Consider the following 14863-nt stretch of genomic DNA (forward strand, 5'->3'; position numbering starts at 1 on the left):
ACCCGTGTGTCCGCGGGTGTCAAAGAGACGATAAACGATTTGCCAATTCAATTAAGTCACTGCGAAAGTTTTTGCCGGTCATCGGTATGCCATGCCCCGTCAGCAGTGCTTCCGGTTCAAGGCTGGCAAGCTTCTGAATGGATTCGGCAGCAGTCGCTGTGTCAGGCGTGAAATAAGCCGGCGGCCCATGAAGCTCCTGTTTTTGAATCAAGACGTCTGCCATTTTCTCCTGTTCCACTGTAATGACTGCATCACCTGCCACAAGCACGCGCCCGTCCTCGCGGAATAACGAAATATGGCCGGGTGTGTGTCCGGGAGTCGCAATCCACATCCACTCGTCAAGAAACGGTACAGAGCCGTCTTCCGGCAGTGCCTGCACATGTGAGGAAATATCGATGGAGTGCCGCGGAAACAGCGGCGACAGTTTGGCGACCAGCCCGCTCTTACTGTCAGGACGAGCCGGAGGATAATCCTCTTTACCTGTTACATAAGGCATTTCCCGAGAATGGACATAAACAGGAACATCGCAATGCTCAAGGATTTCTTCTATCGCCCCGATATGATCAAAGTGCCCGTGTGTGAGGATAATCGCCTTCAGCTGAAAATCATCGCCGAATCTTTGTTTGGCTTCATTTACAATCATGCCGGCTGATTGAGGCATGCCGGCATCAATTAAAACAAATGAGCGAGGTTCAGAAGGCAGCTGAATAAAATAGACATTCGCAATTTGCACGGTCAGGCCGTGCACCCCTTTTGCCGCTTCGAACCCCGTTCCGCTTCTGACTGAAGTCATCGGCATATAAGGATCACTCATGATGACACCTCCGGTATGTTGTATGCCGTTAGTGTGTGTCATTACGCCTGAATTATCATACGGAAATAGAGATCGCACCGATCAATAGAGCGATAGCCGTCATGACGATCACTGCGAGAACCGCCCATTTCAAGGCGAATTTTTGATGGTCGTCAATAGAAACTCCGACAAGTCCGACAAGCAAATGAGTGGACGGCACAAGCGGGCTAAGCATATGAATCGGCTGGCCGATAATAGAGGCTCTGGCAATTTCCACTTTATCCACACCGTATGCGACAGCCGTTTCTGATAAAATCGGCAGCACCCCGTAGAAATACGCGTCATTCGGCATCAGGAATGTGAAAATGCCGCTTGTTAAGGCCACAATCGCCGGGATCAACCCGCCCATTTGTTCAGGAATCATAGATACGAGCGAAATCGCCATTTCATCAACCATTTTGGTGCCTGTCAAAATCCCCGTAAACACCCCCGCAGCAAAAATCATGGAGCCGATGGCCAGCACGTTGCTGGAGTGTGCTGCGATGCGCTGTCTCTGATGCTCAAGGTTTGGATAATTCACAATCAGTGCAATACAAAACGCAATGACAAACAGTACGGTTAAACTGACTTTACCCGATACCAAACATCCTATTAAAGAAAGCGTTAACAATAAATTAAACCACCAAAGCTTCGGCCGCTTCCACTCATCTTCAACCGCAGCCGCCGGTTCATTGGCATTGGCCGGCTGTTTCAGTTCAATCACACCAAGGCGCTTTCGTTCCGCTTTTCCAAGCACATACGCAACCGCCACCATACAAAGCATTCCGCTTGCAATGACAGGAATCATCGGCCCTGTAAGCTCAGCTGGATCAACCCCCAGCGCGCTCGCCGCCCGCGGCGTCGCGCCACCCCACGGAATCGTGTTCATGATTCCCATGCCGACTCCCGCGATTCCCGCCAGAATAATCGGCCGGATGCCAAGCAGCAAATAGAGAGGAAGCATTGCGCTTGTCGTAATCATATACGTTGTCGAACCGTCTCCGTCCAAGGCGACGAGCATCGTAAGAACCGCTGTCCCGACCACAATTTTTAAAGGGTCGCCTTTGACCATGCTTAAAATTTTGCCAACCATCGGATCAAACAGCCCTGTATCAATCATAATTCCAAAATATAAGATCGCAAACATAATCATGACCGCAGTCGGCGCGACTTGCTGAATCCCCGAAATCATCATGTCCCCAACTTCAGTAAATCCAAATCCGGCGATAAGTGCAAACACAATCGGCGTCAAAACTAATGCTGTCAAAACAGAAAGCCGTTTTGTCATGATCAATGCCATAAACACGAGCATCATGAGAAAGCCTAAAATTGCTAACACATCCATTCCTCCTTAAATGAATCCGCTTACATTTTTTCTCCCTTACTTCCCCTTGCCTTTTTGCCATCGTATGGGAAAACCACTCGCAAGTAAATAATTTGGTTTTTATGTATTTTTAATTTTTTATAACCGTTTTGTTCTTTTTGATCATTTTTGGGCACATCAAAAAGATCCCGGAATGCCGGGATCTTAATTCCCTGTCATAATGCTTTGGTAAAAAGCGGATTGCTGGTCAAGAAACCGTTTCGTTTCCCTGCTGTTCAAATAAAAGCTTTCCCAGTCCAGTTCATTTATTTTCCGCTTCCATTCAGGCGAGGATGTGACCTTCTTTAGCGCTTGATCCCAGAAAGAAATCTCTTCCTCCGACATGTTTTTCGGACCCAAAACCCCTCTCCAATGTGAAAAAACAAACGGAATCCCCTGCTCTTTCCACGTTGGTACATCAGGAAAACCGGGAAGTCTTTTATCAGACGTTACAGCAGCTAACGTGATATCGCCGTGCCGCTCATATGGTTTCGCTTCAGAAAGTGTCATTGAAGCCGCTTCTATCTCATGTCTGATCAGCGCCTGAATGAGCTGTTCACTGCTGTCATACTGCAAAAATTGAATGTCAAAAGAGTCAATGCCGTACATATCTGCCGCTCTGACGAACGAGAGCTGATCATCATTGCCAAGGCCCGGGGCAAAGCCGATTTTCACCTTGCCGGGATGCATCTTAATTTCATTCAGCAAATCCTTGCCGTTAGTTAACGCCGATCCTTTTGGCAATGCAACCGTCTGCCATTCCTTGGAGAGAATGGCGAGCGGAGTAAAATCGTCAATTTTTAATTTGCTTTGCCCAAGAAGATCATTGCTCAGTATTAAACTGGACGTCATGCTGATGGTCTGTTTGCTGCTTTCGTTGACATATTTCCAGCCTTTATCTCCCCCGCCGCCGGGTTTATAGACGATATGAACCTCATCCTTCACGATCTGCTTCTTCCTCAAAACGGCTTGGATCGCCTGCGCTGTGACATCCCAGCCGCCAGAAGGTTCAGCGGGGACGACAATTTCAATCGGCCCGTCAGGCAGGCGCGGCGCAGCCGCCTGCCTGATGTCCCCCTGCATAAAGACCAATAAAGCAATCAATAGAATCATACATTTTTTCATATCTAGTCCGCCGCCAAATAATATTTTCTCTCCGGCCTGCCGATAATCCCGTATTCAAGCTCGGCTCTTGCTTCATCCTTTGCCACAAGGTACTCGGCATAGCGGCGGGCAGTCGTTCGTGACGCTCCCATTTTTTCTCCAAGCTCTTCCGCTGTCAATCCTTCTGACGCAGTTCGAAGCGCTTCCTTAATTTTTCGCAGTGTAATCGAATTAATGCCTGTCGGCAAATCCTCTGCCGGCAAAGATGCCTTCACACTGTTCCCGAAAATATGATCAATCATGGATTGGCTGACCTCTGGCTGAGACAAAAGCAGCTTCCTTTTTTCTTTATACTGAAGCAGCACCTGTCTGAACTTGTCAGCCGTTACGGGTTTGATCAAATAGTGGGCAATCCCTGCCCTGAGCGCTTCCTGCAAATGACGGGTTTCTGTAGCCGCTGTGATGATCATAATATCCACTTCAGGAAATCGGCTTCTTATCTCAGGAATCAATGTGGTCCCAAGCTCGTCCGGCATATAAATATCCAGCAAAAGCAAATCAGCCTTTTGTTTCTCCAAAAGCGCCATTGTTTCTTTGGCATTGGCCGACTTGCCGATAATCTTGAATCCATCAAGCTGTTCAATCAATCTCTCATGGATTTGCGCAACCCGAAAATCATCCTCCGCAATCGCGATGTGAATCAAATGGATTCCCCCTTTATTTCTCCTTCGGTATAAACACAGTGAATACCGCACCGCCATTTTTTTGATTCGCCAGTTCGATCCAGCCGCCCAGTTCACGCACTGAGTCTTTCACATTGGCCAGACCGTAGCCTCTCTTCATCCCCTTTGAGGAATAACCTCTTTCAAACACAGCTTCTGTCTTATCAAGCGGTACACCAGGCCCTGTGTCTGATACTTCGATGACAATATCACGGCCCATATCCGTGATGAAAAACAATACCTCCCTCACGCTTTGATCCGCTACAGCTTCGAAAGCGTTATCAATTAAGTTGCCGATAATCGTAATGAGATGAGACAAGCCGATATGTGCAGGAAGAGGCGCGAGCGAGCTGTTCTCATCAATAGACAGCTTGACCTTCTTTTCCGATGCTTTGCTTATTTTTCCTAATAAAATCGCCTGCACCTGCTGCGAATGGATGTTATGGAATAAAATATCATGCTGCTCATTTTGTATCGCGTATTCCTCTTTAATCAGATCAATGGCTTCATCATACTCACCAAGCTCAAGCAGCCCTAAGATCGCGTAAAGCTTATTTGAAAATTCATGGGTCTGCGCCCTAAGATCCTCTGAATATTTGCGAACCTCTGTCAGTTTATCGATCAGCTTTTTCAGCTCTGTTTTCTCCCGAAAGCTTACGACAATCCCATACGCCTGCCCGCCTTGAGTCATCACTTTCGTATTGATGATAAAAGTTTGATCATTGACGTTTACCTCTTGGTTCGGCAGCATTTCTCCTTGCTCAAGCACACTCTTCAGCTTGGCTCCCGGCATAACGTCATCAATAGGGAGATTGATCACAGGCTCGGGAAGCTTTAGCATCTCGGCCGCCGATACATTCATCATGGTGACGACGCCTTCACGATTGGTGGCAATGATCCCTTCTCGAATTGCGAAAAGCATTGCATTCCTCTCCCGATAAAGAGCCGCGATCTCATGCGGCTCAAGGCCAAGCGTATCCTTCCTGATGCTTTTCGCCAGTGCGGCGGCACCGGCAAATCCGAGCAGCAGCACAAGCACAGCGATCACACTCAAGTTTCTCAGATGCTTTTTGATGCTTTGTTCTGTCTCGGTTTGCAGAAAATCAACAGACACGCTGCCGATCACTTGGCTGTATCCGTTCTGCTCTTTAATAATCGGCGCGCTCCCCCTAATGACTCTTCGTCCATCCGCTTTTGTTTCAGAAACATGCGAGCCGCCAAACAAAATTTCTCTGCTGCGCTCCAGTTTCTTTTGGCCGCTTTTACCCGAGGCGCTCCGAATGTCTCCTTTTTCGTCCAACACATAAATGGCATACGCGCCAGTCTGTTCTTTCATTCGTTCAATGACCTCTTGCTTCTCAGCCGCATGTCCGCCTTTTCTCTCAATGAGCTCTTTAGCCGGCGGCATATAAGATATGGTTCTCGCCGTCTGAACCGCCAGCTGCTCTGCCTGTCTCCGTTGTTCCTGTGTATGCTGAACGGCTAACGTAATAGTCAGCACACCAATGACAAAAACCAGCAGAGCCGCAATCAGCCCCATTATTTTTGTTTGCAGGGAAAAATGGAACCGCTTTTTCACCACAGCACCAGCCGTCCTTTCTACCTAGATCATACCATTTTTCATAGGGAATTTTCTCATTTTTCAAAATCCATATCTTTGAAGGTAAACAATAGGAGGAAATATGTTTTGCAGATTAGTTGAATGAAGATAAGGGAATTGCTTTAAAATAAAAAAGGCAGACCGTGTCTGCCTTTTTCTTTCTACCATATTCCTAGTACTTTCCACCATAATCCGCCGATGACAAGCCATACGACAATATGGACGATCGACAGGATAAATCCGATGGACCACCATTTGCTTTGCGGAACGTAGCCTGCTCCGAAGAAGACTGGAGCCGCTCCAGCACCGTAGTGAGTCGTTGACCCGAACAGGTTGCTGAAGAATGCGAGGCTCAGCGCTGCTAAAAGCGGCGGTGCGCCCGCTGCCACGATCACAGCCAAAAATGCTGAATACATCGCGCTGATGTGGGCTGTCGCGCTTGCAAAGAAGTAGTGTGAATAGAAATACACAACAATTAAGATTAAGAATGCCACGATCCAAGAGAATCCTGATACAGAAGATTTCATAGCATTACTGAACCAAGACACCATGCCTAGCTCATTCAGGAAGTTGGCCAGCATGACAAGCGCCGCAAACCAAGTGAGCGTATCCCAAGCGCCCTGTTCTTTCTTAATATCATCCCAAGTCAGAACCTGTGATAATAATAGAACCGCCAAACCGATCAATGCGGTTGTGGTTGCGTCGATGTTGAAGCTGCCGCCAAAAATCCACAGCACAAGCACCAAAAGAAAAACGATAACCATGGAAAGCTCTGATTTTTTGAACGGTCCCATTTCTTTCAGTTTTTCTGTTGCGATTTTCGCCGCATCCGGTGTTTCTTTAATTTCCGGCGGATACAGCTTGTAAATCACAAGCGGTGTGATGATTAAGCTTACAAGTCCCGGTACAATCGCGGCAATTGCCCAGCTTGTCCATGTTAAGTCCACCCCTGCGACATCATGGGCCAGCTTGGCAATCAGCGGGTTCGCCGCCATCGCCGTTAAGAACATAGCAGATGTAATCAGATTCCCCTGAAAACCGGTTTTTAATAAGAATGCGCCGATTTTTCTCTCTGTTCCATTTGCCGGGCTTGATCCGAATGTTTCGGATAATGATCTGATGATAGGAAATATAATGCCTCCTGCACGCGCCGTATTACTTGGAATGGCAGGTGAAAGTATTAAATCACTGAACAGCAGTGAATAAGAAAGTCCAAGGGTTTTTTTCCCGAATTTCTGAACGAATACATACGAAATTCTCGCACCGAGCCCGGTTTTGATAAATCCCCGGGAAATAAAGAATGCGATAACGATAAGCCAGATGGTCTTATTCCCGAATCCGCTTAATGTATCCTCAATTGAAAGTGTTCCAGTTAGTGCAGTAACCGCCAATGCAAAAATTGCAATTGCACCCATTGGCAAGGGCTTGGAGATAAAGCCGATAATTGTCGCGACAAAGATCGCAAACAAATGCCAAGCTTTAGGTTCAAGTCCGGACGGAGCGGGAATAAACCAAATGATTAGTCCCACAGCGACAGTAATTAGCAATGGAACAAGCTTTACTGCTGACTGTTTTCCTGCGTCTTTTTCTGAAGCCATAAATAGGTCTCCTCCTATATACTTGTTTTCCGATCCCCTTTCCCATTCTACTCCTTAACTAAGTTAATAAACATTTTAATTAATTAAAAAAACACAAAGGTGAGCAGCCCTTTGTGTTTTTACATTTCTTAATTTAGTTTACCCGCACCCGCTTGAGATATAACATTCGATTTTACATTCGCGGAAGCATCGATTGTGCCGTGCAGTGACGGTGTCCAGCCGACAGAAGAACTCAGCCCGTTTGCAGCCGATGCGCTGATCTGCGTGCCATTTAGAAGTGTACCTGAGTCATATAAAGCCGTTCCCCCGCTGAATACGCTGATCGTTTTAGCAGCTGGCAGTCCCGGTACGTCAATGACATTGTTTTGAGCGTAGATTTTAGATGATTTTCCGATTCCCCACGCATAGCTGAAGGCATAATCTGAGGAGCTTGTGCTGCCTTCATAATAGTTATTGTATACGTGAACCTGTCCGAAGCGGACTCTCGGTGCGCGCTGGACGATATTTTTGTAGTGGTTATGGTGAAGCGTAATTTTTAATTTGCCATCATCAGATGTTTTGCTGTCGCTTGATCCGAAAATGGAGCTTTTATCATGATCGTGATAATAGTTGTAAGACATCGTGATATAGTTAGCGCCGTTAGAGGCATCGGTTTGGCCGTCATGGTGCTGATATTTTCTGCCGAAATACTTTGGCGATGTGCTGTCCGGACGTGAGCCGTCATTAAATGTACAGTGGTCAATCCATATATGCGTGCCACCGTTTATCGTGATGTTGTCGTATTGTGAGTTCCAGTTTCCTGAGCTGCCGTCAGTCGGATCCCATTGCGGAAAATAATCATAAGCATCCTGGAATTCGATGTTGCGGATGATGACATTATCACTCTTGATCTGGAAGTTTCCGCCCACGATTTTGGCATTTGTCCCTGAACCGACGATCGTCGTGTTTGCAGGAATATCCACCATGACTCGTGCTTTTTGATTTTTCTGAGAGCGTGCTCTCGCCTCTTCTAGTGTCCCCGACGGCTCCTTTTTGCCCCATGTGCTAGGATCATAGGCTTTCAAATATTTGTCCAAATCGTACTCTGGATCTTTATAATCATTTAAACCAAGCGGCTTCAGATTGTCATCGACGTTCATGTCAATCGTTCCCTTAATATAAATAATTTTTGGCGTTGTGTTGGTGTCCTTGCCTAATGCCGAGACAAGCTGGTTTCTGTTGCTGACGGTATACACATTCGAGGACGACGCTTTTGATCCGCCTGTTGTACCGGTCGAGTACGCGCCCCAGCCATCATTTGATCCTAATGTCTGATGGCCTAAATCCGCCGCGTTCGCGCCAGCTGGAGTCAACCCTAACAGCAGAGCCGTGGCTAACATCACTTTTTTCATTCACTATGAACCCCCATTTTCTATTTTGTGAGATTATATTCCAATTTCTCACAAAGATATGATAGCAAATTGAGGGACATCCAGAACCGAAAATGTTCCGCTATCTTATTGCGGCATTCTGCAAAACTACACCGCAAAGACCGCAAAAAAACCCAAAAAGCCGAAGTTGGCCTTTTGGGTTTTTTCCCTGCATTACGCCCAGGATTTCACTTTTTCATTATCGGTCACAAAGAGAAGCACTTTCCCTTCATCTAAACGTTTTTCGAATTGAGCGGCTTCATCCTCAGAAAAACCGATTTCATGAATTTTATTGCGGAGCTCGTCCCCTTTTTTATTAAACACGTTTCCTACCGCATGCTTGATACCCGTTTCTTTGGCTCCGATCGTGTTGGCGTTCGTGTTGTCTGCCAGCCGTTCCGTTCTGTCATCGTCGTGAGCTAAGACGTATACATCTTCTTTCGCAACACCCATTTGCTGTAATTCTTCTACATCCTTCATGAGCTGTTCGTCGTTTGTATACTCTTTTACAACTGGTTTCATTCCGACATTCCTCCTTCATGATTACTATATTTCTTTCATACCCGATCACCTATGGACGAAACAGATTCCAGAACATTGAATAGAAAAACAGGAAGAATGGTAGTAGCCATTTATTTTCGGCCCATGGTAAAGTGGTAGGAACGGAACTATTTTCAGAAAAGTCAAAATCAAAGAGAAACCGCTGCGCGGAGCAAACGATCATGAATTGCACTTTATCCGTACAAGCAGGAGGTATGTCTAATGCAATATTTTTCACCAGTACAGCAATATAATGCATGGGTTGTGAGTGATTTAGTCAAACAGATTTTTCATCAGCGATCCGGCTGTTCACCCGGAATTCACGAGCTTGCGGTCTTTGCTGAGGAACATTTTCATATCGATATCGACTTTGTTTTCTCGATTATTATGAATATCGGCGACATTGAATTCGCACTCGCAGAAGAAATAGAAAAGAAATTGTCCGGCTATCTCGGCGCTCTCCTTCCATATGTCAACGCTGAAATGCTCGAAACCTCTAAAACCAATGCCAATGCGTTTTTATCCCGCAGACACGGCAATGCTGTATACCATTTATTTGTGTCTGATGATGCTTTCATGAGAAAGCAGTAATACCGAAGCTTTCTTTACTAAAAAAATATTGACATGATGAGCCATGCTATTATAGTGTTTACATGTGATAATGATTCTCATTACTAAATCTAAAAAAAGGAAGAATGACATGCGCACCTATTCTAACAAGTTGATTGCCATCATGAGTGTTTTATTAATCGCCTGCTTCATTGTATCCGGCTGTTCATCCAGCCAGAATAACAGCGGGAGCAGCGAAAACAAGTCTAAGGATTCCAGAGTGATCCATGACGAAGAAGGAAAAACGACAGTAAGCGGCACACCTAAGCGGGTGGTAGTGCTTGAGCTTTCATTCTTGGATGCCGTTCACAATCTTGGCATTACGCCGGTGGGCATCGCCGATGACAACAAAAAAGATATGATTAAAAAGCTTGTCGGCAGCTCCATTGATTATACATCTGTAGGCACACGCAGCGAACCAAATCTTGAGGTCATCAGTTCCTTGAAGCCTGATTTAATTATCGCTGACGCTGAGCGCCATAAAAACATTTATAAACAGCTGAAACAAATCGCCCCGACGATAGAATTAAAGAGCCGGGAAGCGACATATGACGAAACGATCGACAGCTTTACAACCATTGCTAAAGCATTAAATAAAGAAGATGAAGGAAAAGAAAAGCTTGCCGAGCATAAAAAAGTCATCAACGATCTAAAAGCGGAACTCCCGAAAGACGAAAACCGCAACATCGTTCTCGGGGTTGCAAGAGCAGATTCCTTCCAGCTTCATACGTCATCATCTTATGACGGAGAAATCTTTAAAATGCTTGGCTTTACACACGCTGTGAAGTCAGATAACGCCTATCAAGAGGTCAGCCTCGAGCAATTGAGCAAAATCGATCCTGATATTTTGTTCATCTCAGCCAACGAAGGCAAGACAATTGTAGACGAGTGGAAAAAGAACCCGCTCTGGAAAAATCTCAAAGCGGTGAAAAACGGACAAGTCTATGATGCGGACCGTGACACTTGGACAAGATTCAGAGGCATCAAGTCTAGTGAAACAAGCGCCAAAGACGTGCTTAAAAAAGTGTATAATAAATAGGACAAATGAGAAGCGAGGGGAAATCCTTGCTTCTTCGTTTTTGCAACCAGACGCAGTAAGGAAGTGAGACTGTTGTATCATTCACCCAAACGGCGCTCATCATCAAGACTGATGATGTTCATCATCGCACTGATCATTTTGATATTCGGGCTTGGGCTGAATCTTTCAGTAGGAGCCTCAGACATCGGCATCATAGATTCATTGAAATATCTTTTTGTATGGGATGGTTCAAAGGAACAGCTCATCATCTCTACTCTTCGCCTTCCCCGCACATTGATCGGCGTTTTCGTCGGCGCCAGCCTGGCCGTAGCAGGGGCGCTGATGCAGGCCATGACCAGAAACCCTCTGGCTTCACCTCAAATTTTCGGTGTGAATGCGGGTGCATCGCTTTTTGTCGTTGCTTCTCTCGTCATTCTGCCGGCATCGCCCTATTCTTCCGTTGTATTCGCTTTTGCGGGTGCGGCTGCAGGCGGCGCGATTGTGTATATGATTGCCTCATCCGGCGGAATGACACCTGTCAAGCTGGCATTGTCGGGAATGGCGGTGCATCTGTTCCTCTCCTCCATGACACAGGCCATCATTATTTTAAATGAGTCGGGAGAGGATGTTCTGTACTGGATGACAGGCGCGATTGACGGAAGCAATTGGCAGGACGTCATGACCATCGCTCCGTTTTCTGTCATCGGCATCGGGCTTGCCCTCGTGTTTTCCGGTTCTGTTTCTGTACTTGGTCTCGGAGACGAAACAGCAAAAGGGCTTGGGCAAAATATGAACGGCATCCGGATTCTGATCAGCTTTATCATTTTAATTCTATCCGGTGCTTCTGTAGCTGTCGCCGGGCCGATCGGCTTTGTCGGACTGCTCGTTCCACATATTGTCCGCAAGCTGATCGGAGAACATTATCAATACGTGCTTCCGTTTTCGGCGCTGCTCGGTGCCATATTGCTGGTGTACGCAGATGTTCTGGCCAGGTGGATTGCATTTCCTTATGAATCACCGGTCGGCATCGTCACCGCGATTATCGGAACACCGTTCTTCTTATATTTGGCAAGGAAAGGGCGAAATCTGAAATGAAGAAAACAACCAGAAAACAAAAACGCCCCTTGCTGGCGATACTCATATTGGCCGTGATTCTGATCGTTCTGTCCGTCATCAGCATCGGCTTCGGTGCATTATACATTTCACCGGATGCGGTAGTGACGAACTTGTTGGGACTGGATCATTCCTTTGAATTCATCATCCAGCAATACCGCCTGCCACGGATTATATTAGCGATTTTGGCCGGTGCCGGGCTTGCCGCGGCCGGAGCGATTTTGCAGGGTGTCATCCGCAACCCGCTCGCTTCCCCGGACGTTGTCGGCATTTCAAAAGGGTCCGGACTTGCGGCGATGGCTGTCATTCTGATCTTTCCTGAATCGCCGGTGTACGTGCTTCCGTTCTCTGCATTTGCCGGAGCAGCCATTATTGCTGTACTATTATTAATGATAGCCCGCAAAAAAAGCATTCAGCCCTCTTCATTGGCTTTATCAGGCATTGCCTTAGGCGCGGTTTGCCACGCCGGGATGCAATATATGATGGTCAAGTTTCCGGGCGACGTGAATGCTGCACTCATTTGGCTGACAGGGAGCCTATGGGGAAGAAACTGGGAAGAAGTCAAGCTGCTTGCACCATGGCTTTTGGTTCTTTTTCCGATCGTCTGCATTCTCATACCGAAGCTGGATCTTATGTCACTCGGTGATGAGCTTGCGCAGGGTCTCGGCGAAAACGCAAACCGGCTGAGATTCATCCTGATTTTCACCGCGGTTGCACTGGCGGGAAGCTGTGTAGCCGTCGTCGGCTCAATCGGTTTTATTGGCTTGCTTGCTCCGCATATCGCCAGACGGCTTACCGGAGAAAAAGCTAAATATTTACTGCCTGCATCAGCATTGATTGGTGCTATTATATTATTAATTGCAGATACGTTAGGGCGCGGCATCATGCCTCCGGTTGAAATACCGGCCGGAATATTGACAGCCGTGATCGGCGCGCCTTATTTTTTATATTTATTGAAGTTCGAAGCGAGGAAACAGTAGGGAGAGGATACCATGGGAAAACTGGCTGCAGACCAGCTCACTCTTTCATATGACAGTACAGTGATTATTGACGGAGTCGATTTAAAGATAGAAGAAGGAAAAATCACTGCGCTCATCGGCGCCAATGGCTGCGGGAAATCAACAATCCTCAAATCGCTCGCCAGGCTGATGGCTCCAAAAAGCGGTACGGTCCTATTGGAAGGAAAAGATATACACCGCCAGCCATCAAAAGAAGTCGCAAAAAAACTGGCCATTCTTCCTCAATCTCCTCAGGCTCCTGAAGGATTGACGGTTGAGGAATTATGCTATTTCGGCAGACATCCTCACAAAAAGCTGTTATCCAAGCATACCCAAGAGGATCACGACATGGTAGAGTGGGCGCTGGACGCAACGGGCATGATTGATCTGAAAGAACGGACACTGGATGCCCTGTCAGGCGGCCAAAGACAAAGAGCATGGATTTCCATGGCGCTTGCGCAAGGCACTGATTTGCTTTTGCTTGATGAACCGACCACGTATTTAGACATTTCACACCAGATTGAAGTGCTCGAGCTGCTGAAAAAGCTAAACCGCGATCATGGCCGCACCGTTGTGATGGTGCTCCATGATTTAAACCAGGCCGCTCAATATGCTGACTATCTGATCAGTGTGCTGGACGGAAAAATATACAATGCCGGAACACCGGAAGATGTGTTTACCCAGCCGTTTTTCCGTGAAGTCTTCGGCTTGGAATGCTGCATCATGAGAAGCCCGATCGACCAGAAGCCCATGTGCCTGCCGACGGGCCTGTGCCCGAAATTACGGGCGTAATGAAAAGGAGAGGAAACCCTCTCCTTTTTTCTATGCCTGCGTACCTTTTGTATTTCATCACTAGTCCGTGTTACATTGGTGTCAATCAAGTAATAGGAGGATGAATATGACAAAAACTCAACAGCAGATTCAATTAGCCAGACGTCCGCAAGGGGTTCCCGTTCATGAAGACTTCCGCTTTGAAACGATCCCCGTCCCTGAACCCCAACAGGGTGAAGTGCTTGTCAAAACGCTTTATGTATCGGTTGACCCTTATATGCGCGGCCGTATGCAGGATACGAAGTCATATGTTGAACCGTTCGGCTTGGATGAAGCACTCTCTGGCGGGGTTATCGCTGAAGTCGTGTCAGACGGTGAGCATCTGAAAAAAGGCGATATCGTCATCGGAAACCTCAGCTGGCAGGAATTTTCGGCTGTCAGCGAGTCTGCCTTGCGAAAAATTGATACAAGCCTCGCTCCCGCTTCGGCCTATCTCGGCATTTTGGGAATGACCGGCTTGACGGCATATTTCGGACTGCTGGACATCGGGCGCCCGAAAGAAGGTGAAACCGTGGTCGTCTCCGGAGCTGCGGGAGCCGTCGGTTCAGCGGTCGGGCAAATTGCCAAAATCAAAGGCGCGCGAGTCGTCGGCATCGCAGGCTCTGATGAAAAAATAGCGTATTTAAAACAGGAGCTGCAATTTGACGAAGCCATCAATTACAAAACAGCAGAAGATATCCAGAAAGCGCTTGAAGACGCTTGTCCTGACGGTATCGATGTGTATTTTGACAATGTCGGCGGGCCGATTTCAGATGCGGTCATGAACCTGCTCAATGAATTTGCCCGCATTCCGGTGTGCGGCGCCATTTCTTCCTACAACGCGGAAAGTGAAGCAGATGACATAGGACCTCGCGTCCAATCGAAGCTGATCAAAACGAAGTCTCTAATGCAAGGGTTTATTGTAGGCGACTACTCCGATCGCTTTTCTGAGGGAGCAAAACAGCTGGCCGAATGGCTGAAGGACGGAAAGCTCCATTACGAGGAAACCATCACAGAAGGCTTCGAAAACATTCCTGACGCGTTTCTCGGCTTATTTAAAGGCGAAAATAAAGGAAAACAGCTGATCAAAGTCAGTGATCCGAGCTGACATGATAATGAAAACAAGGAGGGCTTTTTGCCCTCCTTG

14 protein-coding genes are annotated in these 14863 nt (G+C 47.0%); 6 read left to right on the forward strand and 8 right to left on the reverse strand.

Annotated elements, in window-relative coordinates; translation table 11 throughout:
* Window positions 1-19 precede the first annotated feature (19 nt).
* The 8 genes from RAC86_RS00340 to RAC86_RS00375 all read right to left on the reverse strand — a co-directional run bounded on the left by RAC86_RS00340 (window position 20) and on the right by RAC86_RS00375 (window position 9150).
* Window positions 20-814 carry an MBL fold metallo-hydrolase gene (locus tag RAC86_RS00340; protein WP_072565934.1) on the reverse strand — a complete coding sequence of 265 codons (795 nt, stop codon included), beginning with the start codon at window positions 812-814 and terminating at the stop codon, window positions 20-22.
* A 55-nt stretch (window positions 815-869) separates the two neighbouring features.
* Window positions 870-2171 carry an Mg(2+)/citrate complex secondary transporter CitM gene (citM, locus tag RAC86_RS00345; protein WP_003242978.1) on the reverse strand — a complete coding sequence of 434 codons (1302 nt, stop codon included), beginning with the start codon at window positions 2169-2171 and terminating at the stop codon, window positions 870-872.
* Between the two features lie 189 nt (window positions 2172-2360).
* Entirely contained in the window at window positions 2361-3320 is a 960-nt protein-coding gene (locus tag RAC86_RS00350) for a tripartite tricarboxylate transporter substrate binding protein (RefSeq protein ID WP_072565933.1), read from the reverse strand.
* A 2-nt stretch (window positions 3321-3322) separates the two neighbouring features.
* Window positions 3323-4003 (reverse strand): two-component response regulator CitT, encoded by a 681-nt coding sequence (gene citT / locus RAC86_RS00355; RefSeq protein WP_072565932.1) that lies wholly within the window; start codon window positions 4001-4003, stop codon window positions 3323-3325.
* A gap of 13 nt (window positions 4004-4016) precedes the next feature.
* On the reverse strand, window positions 4017-5603 hold the full coding sequence (gene yflR / locus RAC86_RS00360) for a two-component sensor histidine kinase CitS (protein WP_072565931.1): 1587 nt from the start codon (window positions 5601-5603) through the stop codon (window positions 4017-4019).
* Between the two features lie 179 nt (window positions 5604-5782).
* Window positions 5783-7219 carry an anion permease gene (locus RAC86_RS00365; RefSeq protein ID WP_014113016.1) on the reverse strand — a complete coding sequence of 479 codons (1437 nt, stop codon included), beginning with the start codon at window positions 7217-7219 and terminating at the stop codon, window positions 5783-5785.
* A gap of 128 nt (window positions 7220-7347) precedes the next feature.
* Window positions 7348-8610, reverse strand: a complete 1263-nt coding sequence (locus tag RAC86_RS00370) for a pectate lyase (protein WP_072565930.1) — start codon at window positions 8608-8610, stop codon at window positions 7348-7350.
* 192 nt (window positions 8611-8802) lie between these two features.
* Window positions 8803-9150 carry a YflT domain-containing protein gene (locus tag RAC86_RS00375; RefSeq protein ID WP_003223026.1) on the reverse strand — a complete coding sequence of 116 codons (348 nt, stop codon included), beginning with the start codon at window positions 9148-9150 and terminating at the stop codon, window positions 8803-8805.
* Window positions 9151-9390: 240 nt separating this feature from the next.
* Here RAC86_RS00375 and RAC86_RS00380 point away from each other — a divergent pair, with 240 nt between their 5' ends.
* The 6 genes from RAC86_RS00380 to RAC86_RS00405 all read left to right on the forward strand — a co-directional run bounded on the left by RAC86_RS00380 (window position 9391) and on the right by RAC86_RS00405 (window position 14824).
* Window positions 9391-9759 carry a YfmB family protein gene (locus RAC86_RS00380; protein WP_072565929.1) on the forward strand — a complete coding sequence of 123 codons (369 nt, stop codon included), beginning with the start codon at window positions 9391-9393 and terminating at the stop codon, window positions 9757-9759.
* Between the two features lie 109 nt (window positions 9760-9868).
* Complete coding sequence (gene yfmC, locus RAC86_RS00385) at window positions 9869-10816, forward strand: Fe(3+)-citrate ABC transporter substrate-binding protein YfmC (protein ID WP_072565928.1); 948 nt, start codon at window positions 9869-9871, stop codon at window positions 10814-10816.
* A gap of 72 nt (window positions 10817-10888) precedes the next feature.
* Window positions 10889-11890 (forward strand): Fe(3+) dicitrate ABC transporter permease FecD, encoded by a 1002-nt coding sequence (fecD, locus tag RAC86_RS00390; protein WP_041520887.1) that lies wholly within the window; start codon window positions 10889-10891, stop codon window positions 11888-11890.
* Window positions 11887-12888: a Fe(3+)-citrate ABC transporter permease YfmE gene (yfmE, locus tag RAC86_RS00395; protein ID WP_014113011.1), complete on the forward strand. Its 1002-nt coding sequence runs from the start codon at window positions 11887-11889 to the stop codon at window positions 12886-12888. The genes fecD and yfmE overlap by 4 nt, the downstream gene beginning before the upstream one ends.
* A gap of 12 nt (window positions 12889-12900) precedes the next feature.
* Complete coding sequence (gene yfmF / locus RAC86_RS00400; protein WP_072565927.1) at window positions 12901-13698, forward strand: Fe(3+)-citrate ABC transporter ATP-binding protein YfmF; 798 nt, start codon at window positions 12901-12903, stop codon at window positions 13696-13698.
* Between the two features lie 106 nt (window positions 13699-13804).
* Window positions 13805-14824: an NADP-dependent oxidoreductase gene (locus RAC86_RS00405; RefSeq protein ID WP_072565926.1), complete on the forward strand. Its 1020-nt coding sequence runs from the start codon at window positions 13805-13807 to the stop codon at window positions 14822-14824.
* Window positions 14825-14863 lie beyond the last annotated feature (39 nt).

Source organism: Bacillus sp. LR_5 (assembly GCF_042709275.1).